The sequence below is a fragment of the Streptomyces tubercidicus genome (assembly GCF_027497495.1).
Lineage (GTDB): Bacteria > Actinomycetota > Actinomycetes > Streptomycetales > Streptomycetaceae > Streptomyces > Streptomyces tubercidicus.
Genome location: NZ_CP114205.1, coordinates 811,287 through 834,626, shown reverse-complemented (window position 1 = coordinate 834,626; position 23,340 = coordinate 811,287). Strand labels below are relative to the sequence as shown.

Sequence of the window (23,340 nt, the reverse complement as noted above, 5' to 3'; positions counted from 1 at the left end):
ACAGGTGTCAATAACTGTAGTAGCGTCCGGTTAGGCTCAAACCGCGTTGCTGAGAAGTGTCTGCGGTGCGGGGGAGCGGAGCCGATGGAAAGATCTTCTCGGGGGAGACGCAAAGCCATGTCAGGCTCGTCGGATGACTTGTGTCCATTAGTATCTCGGCAGTCCAGCCGATTTGAATGCCTTTCTCAATGTCACGGTCCATGTCGATGTGATTCGGCTCGGCCATCACATTCCATGCGATTTCACGTCGGCCGTGCGGAATTCGTGCCCGGTGTGTATCGCTCGACCGCGCACAGTCCATGGGCCGGTCCGACACATGTAGCGACTGAGTCACAAAGAGCGTCTGAGTACGGGGAATGGATCAGCCATGTCGCATGAATTCGAGGATGTCTGGCCGCTCTCACCGCTCCAGGAGGGGCTGGTCTACCACGCCCTCCTCGATGGCGAGGGCCCCGATGTCTATGCGATCCAGCTGATCCTGGACTTCGACGGCGCCGTGGACGGCGGCGCGCTGCGCGCCGCCGGTCAGGCTCTGCTGGACCGCCACGCGAATCTGCGCGCCGCGTTCTGGATCGACGATCTCGACCAGCCGGTCCAGGTCGTCGCACGCGACGTGGAACTGCCGTGGGAGGAGATCGACCTCACCCGCCTGTCCGCCGCGCAGGCCGAAGCCGAGTCGCGGGCGTACGCCGACGCCGAGCGGGCCCGGCGGTTCGACCTCGACCGCCCGCCCCTGCTGCGCTTCGCCCTGCTCAGGCACCGGTCCGACGACGGTGGAGCCGACCGGAGCCGACTGGTCATCACCCAGCACCACGTGCTCGTCGACGGCTGGTCGTCGCCTCTGATGGTGCGCGAACTGCTCGCCCTGTACGACGCCAAGGGCGACGACACCGACCTGCCCTCCGTCACGCCCTACCGGGACTACCTGGTCTGGCTCTCCGAGCAGGACGGCGACGCCGCGCTCGCATCCTGGACGGCCGCGCTCTCCGGCGCGGAACCCACACACCTGTCAACTCCTAAGCTGGCCACGGCCTCTGACGACCCCTCGACCGCTCTGCCGGAACGCTTCGTCACGGAGGTCCCGCAGGAGATCACGGCCGCGCTGCACGCCCAGGCGCGCCGCTCGGGCGTCACGCTGAGCACGCTCATCCAGGCCGCCTGGGGTGTGCTCGTCGGCCGGATGACCGGCCGGGACGACGTGGTCTTCGGTGCCGTCGTCTCGGGGCGCACGCCCGAGATCCCGGGCATCGAGAGCATGATCGGCCTGTTCATCAACACCGTCCCGGTGCGGGTCAGGGTGGCTGCCGAGGACACGTGGGCGGACCTCGCCGTGCGCCTCCAGGACGAGCAGGGTGCCCTGCTGCCCCACCAACACCTGGGCCTCTCCCAGATCCAGCGGGCTGCCGGCCTCGGCGACGCGTTCGACACCGTCGTGGCCGTCGAGAACTTCCCCGCCGACCGTGACACGTCCGCCGACCACGACGCGCGAGGGCTGACGGTCGCGGCGGCCGAGGGCCGCGACGCCACCCACTACCCGCTGAGCCTGGCCGTCGCCCCCGGGGACGTCCTCCGGATCCGCCTGGACTACCGCACCGACCGCTTCGACCACGACACCGTCACCGCCATCGCCGACCGCCTGCTCCGGCTCCTGTCGGCTGTGGCCGAGGACGTCGGTCAGCGGGTCGGCTCGTTGAGTCTGCTGACCGCTGATGAGCGGGAGCGTGTGCTGGGGGCGTGGTGCGGTTCGTCGGCGGTCGAGGTGCCGGAGGGCACGGCTGCGGCTGTGTTCGAGGCGCGGGTGGCTGAGGCGCCGGATGCTGCCGCGGTGGTGGCCGCGGACGGTGGAGTGGTCTTCTCCTACGGTGAGTTGAACGCACGGGCGAATCGGCTGGCGCGGTTGTTGGTCGAGCGGGGTGTGGGGCCGGAGCGATTGGTGGCCTTGGCGTTGCCGCGGTCGCCGGAGTTGGTCGTCGCGGTGCTCGCGGTGTGGAAGGCGGGGGCGGCGTACCTGCCGATCGATACCGCTCATCCGGTGGAGCGGGTGCGGTTCATGATCGAGGACGCGTGTCCTGCGCTGGTCCTGACGGATGGCTGTACTGCTGGTCCGTGGGCGGATGGGATGGCCACTGTCCTGCTTGATGATGGTGCCGTGCAGGACCGGTTGGCTGGTCTGGAGGCGGTTGACCTGGCCACTGTGGTGGATCCTGCGCATGCGGCGTATGTGATCTATACGTCGGGTTCGACGGGTGTGCCCAAGGGTGTGGTGGTGGGGCATGCCGGTTTGGTGAATCTGGTGGCGTCGTCGGGTCCGGAGTTGGGGTTGGGTCCGGGGAGTCGGGTGTTGCAGTTCGCGTCGCCGAGTTTTGATGCGGCGACGTGGGACTGGAGCCTGGCGCTGTTGTCGGGTGCGGCGTTGGTTGTGGCCGGGGTGGAGGAGTTGGCGCCGGGGGAGGCGTTGGCGCGTGTGTTGTGTGATGCGGGGGTGACGTATTGCATGGTGCCGCCGTCGGCGCTGGGTGTGCTGGATGTGGCGCGGGTTCCGGCGTCGATGACGGTGGTCGTGGGGGGTGAGGCCTGTGGTCCGGATGTGGCCGGGCGGTGGTCCGCCGGCCGTCGGATGGTCAACGCGTACGGTCCGTCGGAGACGACGGTCTGTGCGACGATGAGCGAGCCGCTTTCCGGGTCGGTCATCCCGCCGATCGGTCGTCCGATCGGGAACGTGCGCGTCTATGTGCTGGACGCGGGACTCTCCCCCGTACCGCCCGGTGTACCCGGTGAGCTGTACGTGGCCGGGGCCGGCGTCGCCCGCGGATATCTGGGACGCTCCGCACTGACCGCGCAGCGCTTCGTCGCCGACCCCTATGGCGAGCCGGGCACCCGCATGTACCGCACCGGCGACCTCGCCCGCTGGAACAACGACGGCACCCTGCACTTCCTCGGACGTACCGACGATCAGGTCAAGCTGCGCGGCTTCCGCATCGAACTCGGCGAAGTCGAAGCCGCGCTGACCGCCTGCCCGGGAATCACCACCGCCACCGTGGTCATCCGCGAGGACCGGCCCGGCGACCGACGCCTCGTCGCCTACGTCACACCCGAGACCCCCGGTGAGCTGGACGCCGGCCGGGTCAAGTCGGCCGTCGCCCAGCGGCTGCCGGAGTACATGGTGCCGTCCGCGCTGGTGGTCGTGGACGCGTTGCCGTTGATGCCGAACGGCAAGCTGGACCGCAAGGCGCTGCCCGCACCCGACTACACCACCGGCACCGCACGGCTGCGGGCTCCGCGCGATGCGCGCGAGGAGATCCTCGCCGGTCTCTTCGCCGAAGTCCTCGGCATCGAGCCCGACCGCGTCGGCGTCGAGGACGGTTTCTTCGAACTCGGTGGGCATTCGCTCCTCGCGATGCGGCTGATCGGCCGGATACGCGCGGTGCTCGGTACGGAACTGACCATCCGGGACCTGTTCACCGCTCCCACCGTCGCCACACTGGCCCGGCTCCTGGAGACCGGCGCCGACCCGGCCGCCGCCTCCATCGAGCGTCCGGCGCTGATACCGGCGGCCCGCCCCGAGCGGATACCGCTGTCCTTCGCCCAACGCCGCCTGTGGTTCCTCCACCGCCTCGAAGGCCCCAGCGCGACCTACAACGTGCCCGTCGTACTCCGCCTGACCGGCGCGCTGGACACGGCGGCACTGCGCGCGGCCTTGGGTGATGTGGTGGCCCGGCACGAGGCACTGCGGACAGTATTCCCCGATGTCGACGGCCAGCCGCATCAGGACATCAGGCCCGCGGACCAAGCCCGCCCCGAGATGACCGCCGAGACGATCGACCAGACCGACCTGGCCACCGCCGTGGACCGCGCGGTACGCCACCCCTTCGACCTGGCCACCGAACTCCCCCTGCGCACCACCCTGTTCACCCTCACCGACACGGTGAACGAGCACATCCTGGTCCTGACGATCCACCACATCGCAGGCGACGGCTGGTCCATGAGCCCCCTGGCCACCGACCTCAGCACCGCCTACACCGCCCGCCACCAAGGCCACACCCCCACCTGGCACCCCCTACCGGTCCAATACGCCGACTACACCCTGTGGCAACACCAACTCCTGGGCGACGACTCCAACCCCCACAGCCTCCTGGCCACACAACTCGACTACTGGAAACACACCCTCGCCGGACTCCCGGAACGCATCGAACTCCCCACCGACCTCATCGGGACGGCAGAGGGCGAACGGCGAGGGGAAGTGGCGTCGCTGCCCTTGGCGGCGGATCTGCACGCCGACCTCGTCGAGGTGGCGCGGGGCCACCGCAGCACCGTGTTCATGGTGCTCCAGGCCGCCCTCGGCGTCCTCCTGCACCGCCTCGGCGCCGGCACGGACATCCCCATCGGCACGCCGACGGCCGGCCGGGCCCAGCAGGAGCTGGACACGCTCGTCGGCAACTTCGTCAACACCCTCGTCCTGCGCACAGACCTGTCCGGCGACCCCACCTTCGCCGAACTCCTCGACCGCGTCCGCGAGACCAACCTGAGCGCCTACGCCCACCAAGACGTACCGTTCGAGAACCTGGTCGAGGTCCTCAACCCCGCCCGTTCCGCGGACCACCAACCGCTCTACCAGGTGATGCTCACGCTGCAGAACCACGAGGCGCAGCAGCTGAACATCCCCGGTCTGGACGTGTCGACCTCGTCGTGGAACACGCAGGTCTCGCGCCGCGACCTCACCCTGACCCTGCGGGAGAAGTATGGTCCCGGCGGTGAGCCGCAGGGGATCGACGGAGTCATCCAGTTCGACGCGACGCGGTTCTCCCGGGAGCGGATCGAGGCCATCGGTCGCTGGTACCGCCGGGCGTTGACCACCCTCCTCGACGACCCCGAGCAGCTCGTGGGGTCGGTGGACCTGATGTCAGGCGCCGAGCAGGAGGAACTGCTCCGGACCTGGAACGACACCGACGTGCCCGGCCCGTCCGGCACGCTCCCCGAGCTCTTCCAGGCCCAGGCGCACGCGACGCCCGACGCGACCGCGCTGACCGTCGACGGTGTCCACACCTCCTACGCCGAACTCAACACCCGCGCCAACCAGTTGGCCCGGCACCTGAGGGAGCAAGGCGTCGGACCCGAGCAGATCGTGGCGCTCGCGCTGTCCCGCTCCACCGAGATGATCACCGCGCTCCTGGCCGTGCTGAAGGCCGGTGCCGCGTATCTGCCGATCGACACCGACTACCCGGTCGACCGCATCCGCTTCATGGTCGAGGACTCCAGGCCCGCCCTGGTCCTGACCCATGCGGCCTCGGCGCACCTGTGGGCCGACGGCACCCCTGTCCTCTGCCTCGACGACCCGGCCGTCGGACAGACCCTGGACCGGCAGGCGGACTCCGACCTGGTCGACGCCGACCGCGTCTCACCGCTGGAACCCGCCCACCCCGCCTACGTCATCTACACCTCGGGTTCCACCGGCACGCCCAAGGGCGTCGTCGTCCCGCACGAGGCGGTGACCGATTACCTCCGCGACACCCGCCGCCGCTACACCGGGGCGCGGGGCGTGGCGCTGCTGCATACCTCCCTCTCCTTCGACCTCTCGATCACCGCGCTCTTCACCCCGCTGGTCTCGGGCGGCCGCGTGGTGCTCGCCGAGCTGCGGGACGGCCTGGAGGACAACGAGGAGATACGGACGCTCGGCTGCGACTTCCTGAAGGCCACACCCAGCCACCTCGCCCTCCTCGAAGGCCTCTCGGAGGAGCTGTCCCCGCGTCAGGAGCTGCTGCTCGGCGGCGAGGCGCTGCTCGGTGAGACGCTGCGGAAGTGGCGTTCCGGGCACCCGGACGTGACCGTACTGAACGTGTACGGTCCGACCGAGGCCACGGTGAACTGCACCGAGTTCAGGATCGAACCGGGGGACGAACTGCCCGACGGACCGGTCCCGATCGGCCGCCCGATGGCCAACACCCGGGTGTACGTGCTGGACGCGGGGCTGCGTCCGGTGCCCCCCGGCGTGCCCGGCGAGCTGTACGTGGCGGGCATGGGCCTGGCACGCGGATATCTGCGGCGTCCGGGGCTGACCGGGCAGCGGTTCGTCGCCGACCCGTACGGTCCTGCCGGGTCCCGTATGTACCGGACCGGCGACCTGGCACGGTGGAACGCCTGCGGCACGCTCGCCTTCCTGGGCCGCGCCGACGACCAGGTCAAGCTGCGCGGCTTCCGCATCGAACTCGGCGAGATCGAGACCGAGTTGACCCGCTGCGCCCAGGTGGCGCGGGCCACGGTGATGGTGCGCGAGGACCAGCCGGGGGACCGGCGTCTGGTGGGCTATGTCGTCGCGGAGACCGGCGGGGGCGTCGACCCCGCCGAGGTACGGGGGCGGCTCGCCGCGCGGCTGCCGGAGTACATGGTGCCGTCCGCGATCGTCGTCATGGACGCCCTGCCGCTGACCGCGCACGGAAAGCTCGACCGCAAGGCGCTGCCCGCCCCCGACTACGCCGCTGACAGCGATGGCGGGGTCGACGGGCGACCGGAGAAGGCGCCGCGCAGCCCGCGTGAGGAGATCCTGGCCGGACTCTTCGCCGACGTCCTCGGCACCGAGCCCGACCGGGTCGGAGCGGACGACAACTTCTTCGACCTCGGCGGGCACTCCCTGCTGGCCGCCCGCGTCATCGGCCGTATCCGCAGCACCCTGGGTGTGCAACTCGGCATCAAGGCGTTCTTCGAGTCGCCCACGGTGGCCGGCCTGGCCTCGCTGTTCGGCGGCGGCACGACGGTACGGCCGCCGGTCGTGCCGAGTGCGCGGCCGGAGCGGATGCCCCTGTCGTTCGCCCAGCGCCGCCTGTGGTTCCTCCACCGCCTGGAGGGCCCCAGCGCGACGTACAACGGTGCCGCGGCGCTGCGCATCTCCGGTGCCCTGGACGCGGATGCCCTGCGTGCCGCCCTTGCCGATGTGGTGGCGCGCCACGAGGCGCTGCGCACGGTCTTCCCCGAGGTGGACGGGCAGCCCTGTCAGCACGTACTGCCGGCTGCCCAGGCCCGGCCCGTGGTGAGCGTCGAGACGGTCGGCGAGGCCGATCTGGCCGCCGTCGTGGACGGCGCGGTGCATCATCCCTTTGAGCTGTCCACCGAACTGCCTTTGCGCGCCGCCCTGTTCACGCTGGACGGTGTCACGGACGAACATGTCCTGGTCCTGACGATCCACCACATCGCGGGTGACGGCTGGTCGATGGGTCCGCTGGCCCGTGACCTGAGCATCGCCTACGCCGCCCGGCGCGGAGGCCGTGCGCCGGCCTGGACCCCGCTGCCCGTCCAGTACGCCGACTACACCCTGTGGCAGCACCGACTCCTGGGCGACGAGAGCGATCCGGAGAGCCTGCTCGCCACGCAGGTCGGCTACTGGAAGCGAGCCCTGGCCGGCCTGCCGGAGCGTCTGGAGCTGCCCACCGACCATCCCTACCCCGAGCAGGCCGGGTACGAGGGCGGCACGGTTCCGGTGCGGGTCGACGCCGAGCTGCACCGGGAGCTGATCGGGCTCGCCCGGTCGCGCCAGACGACGGTGTTCATGGTGCTCCAGGCCGCCCTCGGTGTGCTCCTGCACCGTTTCGGTGCCGGGACAGACATTCCGATCGGTACCCCGGTCGCCGGTCGGGGCGAGGAGGAACTCGACGACCTGGTCGGCTTCTTCGTCAACACCCTGGTCCTGCGCACAGACCTGTCCGGCGACCCCACCTTCGCCGAACTCCTGGACCGCGTCCGCGAGACCGACCTCAACGCCTACTCCCACCAGGACATCCCCTTCGAGAGCCTGGTGGAGGTCCTCAACCCGACGCGGTCGCTCGCCCACCACCCGCTCTTCCAGGTCATGCTCGCGTTCAACAGCAACCCGCGCGGCGAACTGGCCTTCGCCGGCGCCAAGGCGGTCCCGCAGGAGGTCCGCACCGGGGCCGCGCGGATGGACCTGACGGTGAACGTGGCCGAGCGGCATGCCGATGACGGGTCCCCGGACGGGATCACCGGCTCGATCGCCTACCGCGCCGATCTGTTCGAGCCGGGTACGGTGACGGCTCTGGTGGAGCGGCTGCTGCGGGTGCTGCGTGCGGTCGTGGACGATCCCGGCCGACGCGTCGCCTCGGTCGACGTCCTGTCCGACGGTGAGCGGCGCCAGGTCCTGGAGCAGTGGAACGACACCGCCGTACCGGTGCCGTCCGGCACCGTCCCGGAGCTTTTCCGGGCCCAGGCGCACGCGACACCCGACGCGACCGCGCTGATCGCCGACGGCGTCCACATCTCGTACGCCGAACTCGACACCCGAGCCGACCAGTTGGCCCGGCACCTGAGGGAGCAAGGCGTCGGCCCCGAGCAGATCGTGGCGCTCGCGCTGCCCCGCTCGCCGGAGTTGGTCGTCGCGCTCCTTGCCGTGCTGAAGGCGGGTGCCGCCTATCTGCCGATCGACACCGGCTACCCCGTCGACCGCATCCGCTTCATGATCCAGGACGCCCGCCCGGCGCTGGTCGTGACGCACTCCGGCACCGGCGGGCTGTGGGCCGAGGGGACCGTGACGGTCTGCGTGGACGATCCCGCCGTACAGGACCAGTTGGCCCGGTCCGAAGTCACCGACCCGGATATCGCGCCCGACCCGGCTCACCCGGCGTACGTCATCTACACCTCGGGCTCCACGGGGACCCCCAAGGGTGTCGCCGTCCCGCACTCCGGGGTCGTCAACCGCTTGCGGTGGATGCAGTCCGCGTACGGGCTCGGGGCCGACGACCGGGTCCTGCAGAAGACACCGGCCGGGTTCGACGTCTCTGTATGGGAGTTCTTCTGGCCGCTGCTGCAGGGTGCGGCACTGGTGCTCGCCAAGCCCGACGGCCACCAGGACGCCCAGTACCTGGCGGAGCTGGTGGCGGCTGAGGGGATCACCACCGCCCACTTCGTGCCGTCGATGCTCGACGCGTTCCTGAACGAACCGTCGGCGCGGCGCTGCGTGTCCCTGCGGCAGGTGTTCGCCAGCGGTGAGGCGTTGCCCGCCCACCTGGTGACGCGCTTCCACTCCGTGCTGCCCGCGCGGCTGCACAACCTGTACGGGCCGACGGAGGCGACGGTCGACGTCACGTTCCACCCGTGCGACGCGGACGGCGACGTCCACGGCGACCCGCCGATCGGCAGGCCCATCGCCAACACGCGGGTGTACGTGCTGGACGCGGCACTGTCTCCGGTGGCGCCGGGCGTGGCCGGTGAGCTGTACCTCGCGGGGGCGGGGCTCGCGCGGGGGTACGTGAACCGGCCGGGGCTGACGGCGGAGCGGTTCGTCCCGGATCCGCACGGCGCGCCCGGCACGCGGATGTACCGCACGGGTGACCTGGCGTGCTGGAACCGCGACGGCACCCTGCGGTATCTGGGGCGCACCGACGACCAGGTCAAGCTGCGCGGCTTCCGCATCGAGCTCGGCGAGGTGCAGTCCGCGTTGGCGTCCCGCCCGGACGTGGCGAGTGCGGCCGTGGTGATCCGCGAGGACCGGCCGGGGGACCAGCGGCTCGTCGGGTACGCGGTCATGCGGGACGGCGCGGTCTTCGACCAGAGGGAGGTACGCCGGTTCCTGGGCCTGCGGCTGCCCGAGCACATGGTGCCGGCGGCCGTCGTGCCGCTCGCGGAGCTGCCGCTGACGCCCAACGGGAAGCTGGACCGCAAGGCCCTGCCCGCCCCCGACCACACCGGCGACCGCACTGCCCCCGCCCGGCCTCCCAGAGGCCCCCGCGAAGAGGCACTCGCCGGGCTGTTCGCCGAGGTCCTCGGTCTGGAGACGGTCGGCATCGACGACAACTTCTTCGAGCTCGGCGGCCATTCGCTGCTCGCGACGCGCCTCATCGGACGCATCCGCACCGTCATCGGTGCGGAGGTCGACCTGCGGACGGTCTTCACCAAGCCGACGGTGGCGGAACTCGCCGAGAACCTGAAGAGCCCCGGGAGGGCCAGGCCGAAGCTGCGGCCACGGTCGCGCCAGGCGACCTGAGCGCGTCGGCCGACGGCCGCGCGCAGAACGAGCTGGGACATCCGTAGCGCCGAAAGGCACAGGGAACAGAGGAGAAGTGGCGTGAGTGAGTCGAGCGACTGGACGCCTCATGTGGTGACGCCGGACACGGCGGGGGTGGCCGCGGACCATGAGGGCCTCCTCGCGGCGATCGGCGACACGGAGAAGACGGGCGAACTGCTCGTGGCGAACAAGGCCCTCGTCTTCCGCGGCTTCGGCACCTCGAAGGAGCAGTTCGACTCGGCGCTCGACCTGCTCCTGCCGAACCGCCTCGCCTACGTCCACGGCAACTCGCCCCGCACCAAGGTGGGCAGCAACGTCTACACCTCGACCGAATACCCGGCCGAGTTCACCATCTCGATGCACAACGAGCTGTCCTACGCCCGCCGTTGGCCCTCCCGGCTCGCCTTCTACTGCGAGCGGCAGCCCACCACCGGCGGAGCGACGCCCGTGGTCGACGGCACGCTGTGGCTGAGCTCCCTGGACGAGGAGGTCAGAACGGCCTTCGGCCAGGGGATCCGCTACACGCAGAACCTGCACAGCGGGGCCGGTTTCGGCAGGAGCTGGCAGGACACGTTCGAGACCTCCGACAAGGGCGAGGTCGAGGCGAACCTCGCGGACGCCGACGTCACCTGGGAGTGGAGAGCGGACGGCGGCATCCGCCTGACGCAGCTGCGCCCCGCCACCGTCCGGCACCCGGTCACCGGCGAGGAGGTCTGGTTCAACCAGTTCGACCAGTGGCACCTCGCGGGCCTCGACGCCGAGACCGCCGAGATGCTCACCGAGCTGCTGCCGCCGGACGAGCTGCCGCAGTCGGTGACTTTCGCCGACGGCACGCCGATCCCCGACGAGTACGTGGCGCATGTGCGCGACATCGGCCTGGACGCGGCCGTGAACGTGGACTGGTACGACGGCGATCTGTTGCTGATCGACAACGTGGCCGTGGCGCACGGCCGCCGCCCGTACACCGGGCCGCGCCGCGTCCTGGTAGCCATGTCCGGGTGACCTGAGCCTTCCGGATCTGGATCCACACCGCGATCCGGATGCGGATCCACACCGCGCGGGGACCGACCGGCGCTGGAGCTGCTGTTGTGACTGAGGGGAACGCAAGAAGAACATGGTGCCGTTGTCGTTTGCGCAGCGTCGGTTGTGGTTCCTGTACCGCTTCGAGGGACCGAGCCCGACCTACAACGTGCCGGTGGTGCTCCGCCTGTCCGGTGCGTTGGACGTGGCGGCGTTGCGGGCGGCCCTGGGCGATGTAGTGGCGCGGCACGAGGCACTGCGGACGGTGTTCCCCGATGTGGACGGCCAGCCGTACCAGGACATCCTGCCGGTCGCCGTCGCACGACCGGTGATGGAGGTCGAGACCGTCGCCGAGGCACAGGTGGCCGGTGCGGTGGATCGTGCGGTGCGGTACTCCTTCGACCTGGCAGGCGAACTTCCCATCCGTGCCGCCCTGTTCACGCTCGACGACGCGATGGATGAGCACGTCCTTGTCCTGGTGATCCATCACATCGCGGGTGACGGCTGGTCGATGGGGCCGTTGGCCCGCGATCTGAGCACGGCGTACGCGGCTCGGTGCGCGGACCGGGAACCCTCGTGGGAGCCGTTGCCGGTCCAGTACGCCGACTACACCCTGTGGCAGCGGGAGTTGCTGGGGGAGGAGGACGACCCGGAGAGCCTCCTGACCGCGCAGGTCGGCTACTGGAAGCAGGCCCTGGCCGGGCTGCCGGAGCGCCTCGAACTGCCCACCGACCGGCCCTATCCCGAGCAGGCGGGGAACGACGGCGGCGCCGTTCCGGTGCGGATCGACGCCGAACTGCACCGTGCGCTGACCGGGCTCGCGCGCTCCCGCCGGACGACCGTGTTCATGGTGCTCCAGGCCGCCCTCGGCGTCCTCCTGCACCGTCTCGGTGCCGGGGCGGACATTCCGATCGGCACGCCGGTCGCGGGCCGTGGCGAGGAGGAACTCGACGACCTGGTCGGATTCTTCGTCAACACCCTGGTCCTGCGCACCGACCTGTCCGGCGACCCCACCTTCGCCGAGGTGCTCGACCGAGTCCGCGAGACGAATCTGAGCGCCTACGCCCACCAGGACATCCCCTTCGAGAGCATGGTCGAAGCGGTCAACCCGACCCGGTCGCTGGCCCACCACCCGCTCTTCCAGGTCATGCTCGCCTTCAACAACACCCCCCGCACCGCCCCGGACTTCGGCGATCTCAAGGCCGCCCCTCAGGCCGTCCGCCTCCAGTCCGCGCGGATGGACCTGTCCGTCAGCTTCGCTGAGCAGCACGACGCCGGGGGCGCCGGCGGGATCAGCGGCGTGATCTCGTACCGCAGCGACCTGTTCGACCACGGCACGGTCACCGCCATGGCCGAGCGGCTGATCCGCGTCCTCAAGAGCGGCGCCGCCGACCCGGAGCGGCGCGTGAGCGCGTTCGACCTGCTGTCGCAGGACGAGCGGCACCTTGTCCTCGAAGAGTGGAACGACACCGCGGCGCCCCTGCCGGGCACCGCCGCTGAACTGTTCCAGGAGCGTGCGCTGGCCCTCCCGGACGCGAGTGCCCTCATCGCCGACGGCGTCCACATCTCGTACGCGGAACTCAACGCCCGCGCCAACCGACTGGCCCGGTTCCTGGTCGAGCGGGGCATCGGCGCCGAGCAGATCGTGGCCCTGGCCATCCCGCGGTCGCCTGACCTGATCACCGCGCTGCTCGCTGTGCTCAAGGCGGGCGCCGCCTATCTGCCGCTGGACACGACCTACCCCATCGACCGCATCCGCTTCATGCTGCGCGACGCCCGTCCCGGCCTCGTCCTGGCCCACTCCAGCTCCGGAGAACTCCTGCTGGAGCAGGACGGCACGGACGTTGTCGTCCTCGACGAGCCCGCGGTCCAGGAGCGTCTCGCGGGCCTGGACGCGTCCGACCTCACCGACGCCGACCGGGGCACCGCCCTCGACCTCGCGCACCCGGCGTACGTCATCTACACCTCGGGCTCCACCGGCACCCCCAAGGGCATCACCGTTCCGCACCACGGCCTCGCCAACTTCGCGCTGGCGCAGAGCGAGCAGTGGGGGATCGGTGTCGGCTCCCGGGTGCTGCAGTTCCTGTCGCCCAGCTTCGACGCCGCCGCGTCGGAGTTCTTCACAGCCCTGCTGACGGGCGGCGCGCTCGTCCTCGCCGACGCGGAGCGGCTCGCGCCGGGACCCGACTTCCTCGACCTGCTCAGGGACGAGGAGATCACGCACTGCACGCTGGTCCCTTCGGTGCTGCGGGTGCTCGCCGAGGAGCGGATGCCGAGCACGGTGACGCTGATCGTCGGCGGTGAGTACTGCGGCCCCGAGATCGTGGAACGCTGGTCCGCGGGGCGCCGGATGTTCAATGCGTACGGGCCGTCGGAGATCACGGTGTGCGCCACGCTGAGCGAGGCGCTGGCGGGGGCGGTGGTGCCGCCGATCGGCCGCCCGATCGCGAACGTACGGACGTACGTCCTGGACGGCGGCCTTTCCCCGGTGCCGCCGGGCGTGCCAGGCGAGCTGTACGTTGCCGGGGCCGGTGTCGCGCGCGGCTATCTGAAGCGGCCGGGACTGACCGCGGAGCGGTTCGTCGCCGACCCGTACGGGCCCGCGGGCGCGCGCATGTACCGCACCGGGGACCTGGTGCGCTGGAACGCCGACGGCACCCTGCAGTTCCTCGGCCGCGTCGACGACCAGGTCAAGCTGCGCGGCTTCCGCATCGAACTGGGCGAGATCGACGCCGCGTTGGTGGCGAGCCCCGGAGTGGCGAGCGCCGCGACGCTGATCCGTGAGGACCGGCCGGGCGACCGCCGCCTGGTGGGCTACGTCGTGCCCGACGGGCCCGTCGACGTGGGCCAGGTGAAGAAGACCGTCGCCGCGCGACTGCCTGAGTACATGGTGCCGTCCGCCGTGGTGGTCGTGGACACCATGCCGCTGACCCCCCACGGGAAGCTGGACCACACGGCACTGCCCGTGCCCGACTACGGCAGTGACACCCCCACCCGCGCCCCCGGCACCCCGCAGGAGCGGACGCTCACCGCCCTCTTCGCCGACGTCCTCGGCATGGACGTCGCCCACATCGGCGTCGACGACGGCTTCTTCGCCCTCGGCGGCGACAGCATCAGCTCCATCGTGCTGGTGACCCGGGCCCGCGAACAGGGCCTCGACCTCTCACCCCGCGATGTCTTCAAGGACCAGACTCCCGAGGCGCTGGCCCGCAGGGCACGGCCCGTCGGCGGCGACCGTGCCCCAGGCGACGACGAGACCGAGGCCGACCGCACCGGGGTGGGTGAGGTGCCGCTGACGCCCGTCATGCACTGGCTCGTCGAACCCGGCCACCCCTTCGACGCCTTCCACCAGTCGATGCTGGTGCGGGTGCCCGCGGGCATCGGCCGCGCACAGCTCGGCGACGTACTGCAGACACTGGTCGACCACCACGACATGTTGCGGGCGCGCCTCGTACGGCAGGACGACGGGGACGGCGACGGCGCCGCGGGCTGGGCCCTGCACGTCCCGCCGGCCGGCGCGGTACCGGTCGAGCCGCACCTCACTCAGGTGGTGACCGCCGGTCTCGACGACGAGCGACGCCGTGAGCTCCTCGTGCACCACGCCGAGCAGGCGCGCGACCGCCTCGCCCCGCACGACGGGGTCATGCTGCAGGCCGTCTGGTTCGACAACGGCTCCGACGAGCCGGGCCGGCTGCTCCTGACGATCCACCACCTGGTCGTGGACGGCGTCTCCTGGCGGATCCTGCTGCCCGACCTCGCCGTCGCGGGCTCGGCCGTACTCGCCGGGCGGACACCGGAGCTGGCGCCGGTCGGCACATCGTTCCGGCAGTGGGCCCGCAGGCTCACGGAGCTGGCGGGGGAGGCCGGTGCCACCGCGTCGCTGGCGCAGTGGACCGAGATGCTGTCCCGGCCCGAACCGCGTCTGTGCACGCAGGACGCTCATGACGCCGCCGACGACCGGCGCGCACGCGACACCGCCGACACACTGGCGTCGCTGCGCGTCACCGTCCCGGCCGGGCTCACCGAGGCGCTGCTGGCCCGGGTGCCCGCCACGCTGCACTCCAGCACCAACGAGGTGCTGCTCACCGGGCTTGCCCTCGCCCTCACCGCCTGGCGCGACGACCCCCGGCACACCGCCACCCTCATCGACCTGGAGGGCCACGGCCGCCAGGACGCCTTCCCCGGCGCCGACACCGCCCGCACCGTCGGCTGGTTCACCAGCATGGCGCCGGTCAGGATCGACCCGGGCACCGTGCCCGCCGCCGACCTGCGCACCGGCGGGCCCGCGGTCGGCCGTGCGCTGCAACAGGTCAAGGAGCAGCTCCGCGCCGTCCCCGACAACGGATTCGCCTACGGACTGCTGCGCCACCTCAACCCGGAGACCGCCCGCACCCTCGCCCAGCTCCCCGACCCCCAGGTCGCCTTCAACTACCTCGGCCGCTTCACCGTGCCCGCCCCCGGCCCCGGCACCGCGGACTGGCAGCAGGTCCCCGGCAAGCCGTCGCTCGGCGGCCTCGACCCGCAGATGCGGGCCCCGCACCCGCTGGAGATCAACGCGGTCACCGTGGACTCCGCCGAAGGTTCCGAGCTGAGCGCCACCTTCAAGTGGCCCGAGACCTGCTTCACCCGCGACCGGGTCCAGGGGCTGGCCGACGCCTGGCTGGCCGCGCTCGCCGCCATCGGCGCGCACGCCGAAGGCCCCGCGCCCGCGGGCCGGACCCCCAGTGACCTCGATCTCGTCGACCTCACCCAGCGGCAGATCGCCCGGCTTGAGGAGCACCACCCGGAACTGGCCGACGTCTGGCCGCTGTCGCCGCTCCAGGAAGGCATGCTCTTCCACGCTGTCGCCGACAGCGCGGGCCCCGACGTCTACACGGTCCAGATGGCGCTGCGCCTCGACGGCCCAGTGGAGAGCAAGGCCCTGCGGGCGGCGGGCCGGCGCATGCTGGAGCGCCACCCCAACCTGCGGGCGGCCTTCCGCCACGAGGGCCTTGACCGGCCGGTGCAGATCATCGAGGACGGCACGCAGCTCCCTTGGCAGGAGGTCGACCTGGCCGCGGGCACTGACGCCGACGCCGCACTGGACGCCTTCCTGGCCGACGAGCGGGCGCGGCGCTTCGATCTGTCGCAGCCGCCACTGATGCGGTTCGCCCTGGCGCGCCTGGGCGAGGAACGCCACTGCCTGGTCATCACCCAGCACCACATCCTCACGGACGGCTGGTCCTCGGCTCTCCACATCAATGAACTCCTCGCCCTGTACCGGCTCTACGCGTCCGGAGGAGACGACTCCGCCCTGCCGAGGGCGACGCCGTACCGCGACTACCTGACCTGGCTCGCGGAGCGCGACCGGACGGCGGCGCTGGATGCCTGGGCCGAGGCGATGGCGGGGGCCGAACCGACATTCCTGGCGGCGGCGCCCTCGGATGACGCGGCGTCCGCGCCGCTGCCCGAGCGACTGGTGACCCACCTGGATGCGGAGACGACGGCGGCACTCGACGCCCAGGCACGCCGCGCGGGCGTCACCCTCAACGCCCTGGTGCAGTGCGCCTGGGGCGTCCTCATCGGCCGGATGACCGGCCAGGACGACGTGGTCTTCGGTGCCGTGGTCTCGGGGCGGTCGCCCGAGATTCCCGGTATCGAGAGCATGATCGGCCTGTTCATCAACACCGTTCCGGTTCGGGTACGGATGGACGCCGGTGACACGTGGGCCGGCCTGGCCGCACGCGTCCAGGCCGAGCAGGGCGCTTTGCTGCCGCACCAGCACCTGGCCCTGACGGAGACCCAGCGGGCGGCCGGTCCCGGCAGCCTGTTCGACACGGTCGTCGCCTTCGAGAACTATCTGGCCGACCGCACGGGCAAGGCCGAGGACGAGGCCATCGGTTTGCGGGTCACCGGAGCCACGGGCCATGACGCCGCCCACTACCCGCTGAGCCTCGTCGTCGTGCCCGGCCCCCGGCTGCGGCTGCGTCTCGACTACCGCTCCGACAGCTACCCCCGCCCGGCCGCGGACGCGCTCCTCGAACGCCTCGTACGGCTCCTGTCGGCGGTGGCGGATGACGCCGATCAGCGGGTCGGTGCGGTGAGCCTGCTGGCCGCCGGTGAGCGGGAGCGGGTGCTGGGGGCGTGGAGCGGTCCGGTCGCGGTCGAGGTTCCGGAGGGGACGGCGCCGTCGCTGTTCGAGGCGCGGGTGGCCGAGGCTCCGGGTGCTGCGGCGGTGGTGTCGGCCGACGGTGAAGTGGTCTTCACCTACGCCGAGTTGAACGCGCGAGCGAATCGTCTGGCGCGGCTGCTGGTGGAGCGGGGCGTGGGCCCTGAGCGGTTGGTGGCCCTGGCGCTGCCGCGGTCGCCTGAGCTGGTGGTCGCTGTGCTGGCCACGCTGAAGGCGGGTGCCGCCTATCTGCCGATCGATGTCGAGTATCCGGTGGAGCGGGTCCGCTTCATGGTGGAGGACGCCCGCCCGGCGCTCGTCCTGACGCAGTCGGCGACCGCCGACCTCTGGGTGGACGGCACTCCCGTTCTCCTGGTCGACGACGCCGCCCTGCAGGGCGAGTTGGCCGCGCTGGAGCCGGGCAATCTGGCCACCGCACCGGATCCCGCGCATCCGGCGTACGTCATCTACACGTCGGGTTCGACGGGTGTGCCCAAGGGTGTGGTCGTGGCGCATGCCGGTCTGGTGAATCTGGTGGCGACGTCGGGTCCGGAGCTGGGGTTGGGTCCCGGGAGCCGGGTGTTGCAGTTCGCGTCGCCGAGCTTTGACGCGGCGACGTGGGACTGGAGCCTGGCCCTGCTGTCGGGTGCCGCGCTGGTGGTCGCGGGTCCGGAGGAGCTGGCGCCGGGCGACGCCCTGACGAGGGTGTTGTGCGATGCGGGCGTGACGTACTGCATGGTGCCGCCGTCGGCGCTGTCGCTGCTGGACGTGGCGCGGGTTCCGGCGTCGATGACGGTGGTCGTGGGCGGTGAGGCCTGCGGTCCGGATGCCGCCGGGCGTTGGTCGGCGGGCCGGCGGATGGTCAATGCGTATGGTCCGACCGAGTCGACGGTCTGTGTGACGCTGAGCGATCCGCTGGCGGGGCCCGTCACGCCGCCGATCGGCCGGCCGATCGGGAACGTACGCGCGTATGTGCTGGATGCCGGGCTCTCGCCGGTTCCGGCCGGGGTGCCGGGTGAGCTGTACGTTGCCGGGGCCGGGCTCGCCCGTGGGTATCTGAACCGGCCGGGGCTGACCGCGGAGCGGTTCGTCGCCGACCCCCATGGGCCTGCCGGGTCGCGGATGTACCGCACCGGGGACCTGGTGCGGTGGAACGACGACGGCACGTTGCATTTCCTGGGTCGCGTGGACGACCAGGTCAAGCTGCGCGGTTTCCGTATCGAACTCGGGGAGATCGAGGCCGCGTTGGCCGACCGCCCGGGTGTGGCGAGTGCTGTCGCGGTGATTCGCGAGGACCGGCCGGGTGACCGGCGTCCGGTCGGCTATGTCGTGCCGGACGCCGAGGCCGGCACCTCTCTTGAACCCTCCGCAATCCGTGCGCAGCTGGCCGAGCGCCTGCCGGAGTACATGGTGCCCGCGGCCGTGGTCGTCGTGGACGCGTTGCCGTTGATGCCGAACGGCAAGCTGGACCGCAAGGCCCTGCCCGCCCCCGACTACACCACCGGCGCCGCGACCACCACCCGTGCCCCGCGCGATGGCCGCGAGGAGATCCTGGCCGGACTCTTCGCCGAATCCCTCGGGCTCGGCCACGTCGGCCTGGACGACAGCTTCTTCGAGCTGGGCGGGCACTCGCTTCTCGCGATGCGCCTGATCGGCCGGATCCGGGCGGTGCTCGGGGCGGACCTGGCGATCCGGGACCTGTTCTCGGCTCCGACCGTCGCCGCCGTGGCCCGTGCCCTGGATGCGGGGACCGGCCCGGCGGACCGCCCGGCACTGGTTCCCGTCGCGCGCCCGGAGCGGATGCCGCTGTCCTTCGCGCAGCGCCGCCTGTGGTTCCTCTACCGCCTGGAAGGACCGAGCCCGACGTACAACGTGCCGGTGGTGCTGCGTCTTTCCGGTGCGCTGGATGCCGAGGCGCTGACCGCGGCGCTGGGGGATGTGGTGGAGCGGCACGAGGCGCTGCGCACGGTCTTCCCCGACGTGGACGGTCAGCCGTATCAGGACATCCGTCCGGTCGCCGAGGCGCGGCCGGCGGTGGAGGTCGAGACCGTCGCCGAGGCACAGGTGGCCGGTGCGGTGGACCGTGCGGTGCGGTACTCCTTCGACCTCGCCACCGAACTCCCCGTCCGGGCAGCCCTTCTCACCCTCGACGGCGTGGTGGACGAGCACCTTCTTGTCCTGACCATCCATCACATCGCGGGGGACGGGTGGTCGATGGGTCCGCTGGCCCGTGACCTGAGCACGGCCTACGCGGCGCGTAATGAGGGCCGGGCCCCGGCGTGGGAGCCGTTGCCGGTCCAGTACGCCGACTACACCCTGTGGCAGCACCAGCTGCTGGGCGACGACACCGACCCCGACAGCCTCCTGAGCGCACAGGTCGACTACTGGAAGCGGGCCCTGGCCGGGCTCCCGGAACGCCTGGAACTGCCCACCGACCACCCCTACCCCGAACAGGCCGGATACGAGGGCGCAGCCATCCCCGTACAGGTCGACGCCGGACTGCACCAGGCCCTGGCCGACCTGGCCCGCTCCCGCCAGACCACCGTGTTCATGGTGCTCCAGGCCGCCCTCGGCGTCCTCCTGCACCGCCTCGGCGCGGGCACCGACATCCCCATCGGCACCCCCGTCGCCGGACGTGGCGAAGAAGAACTCGACGACCTGGTCGGGTTCTTCGTCAATACCCTCGTGCTGCGCACCGACCTGACCGGCGACCCCACCTTCACCGAACTCCTGGACCGCGTCCGCGAGACCAACCTCAACGCCTACGCCCACCAGGACGTGCCCTTCGAGAGCCTGGTCGAAGCCGTCAACCCGACCCGCTCACTCGCCCACCACCCCCTCTTCCAAGTCACCCTCGCCTTCAACAACACCCCGAGGTCCGCCTTGGAGTTCGCGGGGGCGCGGGCATCGGCGCAGCCCGCCGCCGTCCACGCGGCGCGCACGGACCTGGCCCTGAGCGTGGCCGAGCGGCAGGGCGGGGACGGCTCCCCGGACGGGATCGTCGGCTCCCTCACCTACCGTACCGACCTGTTCGAGCAGGCCACGATGACCGCGCTGGTGGATCGGCTGCTGCGGGTCCTCGGCTCGGTCGTGGCCGATCCAGCCCGCCGCGTCACCTCGGTCGACGTCCTGTCCGACGGCGAGCGGCACCAGATCCTTGAGCAGTGGAACGACACGGCCACGCAGGTCGCCTCCGGCACGGTCCCTGAGCTCTTCCGGGCCCAGGCCCACGCCACCCCCGACGCCACCGCGCTCATCGCCGACGGTGCCCACATCGCGTACGCCGAACTCGACGCCCGCGCCAACCAGTTGGCGCGCATGCTCATCGAGCGCGGGGTGGGGGCGGAGCACATCGTGGCCCTCGCGCTGCCGCGCTCGCCGGAGCTGATCGTCGCCCTGCTCGCCGTGCTCAAGGCAGGTGCCGCCTATCTGCCGATCGACACCGACCACCCCGTCGACCGCATCCGCTTCATGGTCGAGGACGCCCGCCCCACCCTCGTCCTCACCCACGCCACGACCGCCGGCCTTTGGGCCGACGGCGCCCCGGCCGTCTTCCTCGACGACGCCGACGTACAGGGCAGGTTGGCAGGGTTCGAGGCGACCGACCCAGCCGTCGCGCCCGACCCCGCCCACCCGGCGTACGTCATCTACACCTCGGGCTCCACCGGCACCCCCAAGGGCGTCACCGTCCCGCACCGAGGTCTCGCCAACTTCCTGCACGACATGAAGAGCCGCGTCGATGTGCGGGAGAGCGACCGGTTCCTGTCCGTGACGACGATCGCGTTCGACATTGCCGGGCTGGAGATCTACCTGCCGCTCCTGCACGGCGCGGCGGTCGTCCTGCCCGGCGCCGCGGTGGCCAACGAGCCACTCGCCATGGTCGAGTTGATCGCCGAGACCGGAGTCACCGTCGTCCAGGCGACGCCCTCGCTGTGGCGGGAGCTGGCCGCGGCGCCCGGGGCGAAGGGACTCGGCCTGCGCCGTGTGCTGGTGGGCGGCGAGGCGGTCTCCGCCACGCTGGCACGGACCCTGCGCCAGGTCGGCCGTTCGGTGATCAATGTGTACGGGCCCACCGAGACGACCGTCTGGTCGACGGCCGCCGAACTGGAAGACGGTGCCGGTGACGGAGCCGCCCCGTCGATCGGCCGGCCGATCGCGAACACCCGGGTGTACGTCCTCGACGAGGGGCTGCGCCCCGTGGCGCCGGGAGTGCCCGGTGAGCTGTACATCGGCGGGGCCGGCCTCGCCCGGGGCTATCTGAACCGGCCGGGACTGACCGCCGAACGCTTCACCGCCGACCCGTACGGACCTGCCGGTTCGCGGATGTACCGCACCGGCGACCGGGTGCGCCGGCACGGCGACGGCACCCTGCGCTTCCTGGGCCGCGCCGACGACCAGGTGAAGCTGCGCGGTTTCCGCATCGAACTCGGCGAGATCGAGGCCGCGTTGGCGACCTGCCCGGGTGTGGCCGGCGCCGCAGTGGTGATCCGCGAGGACCGGCCCGGCGACCACCGACTGGTGGGGTACGCCGTTACGGAGGACGGCGCGGTCCTTGAACAGCAGGACGTACGAGACTGGTTGGGGCGCCGCCTGCCCCAGTACATGGTGCCCTCGGCCGTCGTAGCCCTCGACTCTCTGCCGCTGACGCCCAACGGCAAGCTGGACCGCAAGGCGCTGCCGGCGCCCGACTACGCCGGCGCCGGATCCACCCGGGCTCCCGGCACTCCGCACGAGCGCATCATCGCCGGGCTCTTCGCCGAGGTCCTCGGCCTGGACGTCGACCGCGTGGGCAGCGACGAGAGCTTCTTCGCCCTCGGCGGGCACTCGCTCCTCGCCATGCGCCTGATCGGGCGGATCCGTGCCGCGCTCGGCGCGCAGCTGCAGCCAAGGGACTTCTTCGAGGCGCCCACCGTGGCCGGGCTCGCCGAGCGGCTGCGCGGCGCGGCGAAGGCGCAGGGCGACGTCCTGCTGCCGCTGCACCTGGAAGGGAAGCGGGCGCCGGTCTTCTGTGTCCACCCCGCGGGCGGACACAGCTGGGGCTACTACCACCTCAAGGACCATCTGCCGCCCGGCCACCCGCTCTACGGCCTCCAGGCCCGCACCTTGCTGCAGGGCGCGGAACCTCCGGCCACGCTCGTGGCGATGGCGGCGGACTACGTCGAGCAGCTGCGTTCGGTGCAGGCCCACGGGCCCTACCACCTCGTCGGGTGGTCGTTCGGCGGCCTTGTCGCCTTCGAGATGGCCACCCAACTCCAGGAGCAGGGCGAGGAGATCGCGCTTCTCGCGCTCCTCGACGCCTTCCCCGCCGCGGCGGAGGACGGCGACGAGGCCGTGCCCGCTGACGAGGACAGCATGCTGCGGATGATCGCCGCGAACGCCGGTTATGATCCGGCCGACATCACCACCGTCGGCACCGGCGAGCCGCTGACCCCGGCCGCGTTGAGCGCGTTCTTCCAGCAGGTCGGTGCGGTGATGGCGAACCTGACGGCGGACGACCTCCGCACCTTCGCGCACACGCTGCGGCACAACGCGGGCATCGGCGCGGCGTTCACCCCCGGCGTGTTCCGCGGAGACCTGCTCCTGCTGACCGCCGCGCTGCGCAGGGACGGCGTCGAGACCACACCCGCGAAGGGCCGTGAGGCCTGGGCGGCGCATGCCACCGGCCGGATCGACGAACATCGTGTCCCGTGCCGCCACGACGACATGTTGATGCCGCACATCCTGGGGCCGGTGGGAGAGATCGTCTCCCGCGCCCTGCGGAACAACGGCCAGGGCCGGAGTCAGGGCCAGGGCCGAGACCGGAAGCAAGACCAAGACCAGAAGCAAGACCAAGACCGGAAGCAAGACCAAGACCGGAACAACCAAGGAGCCAGGACATGACGAACCCCTTCGAGAACCCGGACGGCACGTACTCGGTGCTCGTCAACGACGAGAACCAGCACTCGCTCTGGCCGGACACCGTGGACGTGCCCGCGGGCTGGACCGTCGCGCACCCGAGCGACACCCGCGAGACCTGCCTGCGCTTCATCGAGGAGAACTGGACCGACATGCGCCCGCGCAGCCTCGCGCAGCGCATGGCGGACAACTGACGACAGGGGACCACCTCCCCTTCCACGAGCGCCTGCGCGCTGCCGTACCGAACGACTCCCCGGCACTGCGAACCAAC

General features: G+C 71.4%; 3 protein-coding genes and 1 pseudogene. All 4 read left to right on the top strand.

Annotation, left to right across the window (positions count from 1 at the left end):
* Positions 1-367 precede the first annotated feature (367 nt).
* The 4 genes and pseudogenes from STRTU_RS03645 to STRTU_RS03630 all read left to right on the top strand — a co-directional run bounded on the left by STRTU_RS03645 (position 368) and on the right by STRTU_RS03630 (position 23,263).
* Positions 368-9,985 carry a non-ribosomal peptide synthetase gene (locus tag STRTU_RS03645; RefSeq protein ID WP_159742205.1) on the top strand — a complete coding sequence of 3,206 codons (9,618 nt, stop codon included), beginning with the start codon at positions 368-370 and terminating at the stop codon, positions 9,983-9,985.
* Positions 9,986-10,066: 81 nt separating this feature from the next.
* Entirely contained in the window at positions 10,067-11,008 is a 942-nt protein-coding gene (locus STRTU_RS03640; protein WP_159742204.1) for a TauD/TfdA family dioxygenase, read from the top strand.
* A 115-nt stretch (positions 11,009-11,123) separates the two neighbouring features.
* Positions 11,124-23,054, top strand: a pseudogene (locus STRTU_RS03635) (amino acid adenylation domain-containing protein); the annotation flags it as partial.
* Positions 23,051-23,263, top strand: coding sequence for an MbtH family protein (locus tag STRTU_RS03630; RefSeq protein ID WP_159742202.1), 213 nt, complete (start codon positions 23,051-23,053; stop codon positions 23,261-23,263). The pseudogene STRTU_RS03635 and the gene STRTU_RS03630, both read left to right, overlap by 4 nt.
* Positions 23,264-23,340: the final 77 nt, after the last annotated feature.

Excerpts from the sequence above, each read along its gene's own strand:
- STRTU_RS03645 (WP_159742205.1), top strand. The coding sequence starts at position 368 with ATGTCGCATGAATTCGAGGATGTCTGGCCGCTCTCACCGCTCCAGGAG.
- STRTU_RS03630 (WP_159742202.1), top strand. The coding sequence starts at position 23,051 with ATGACGAACCCCTTCGAGAACCCGGACGGCACGTACTCGGTGCTCGTC.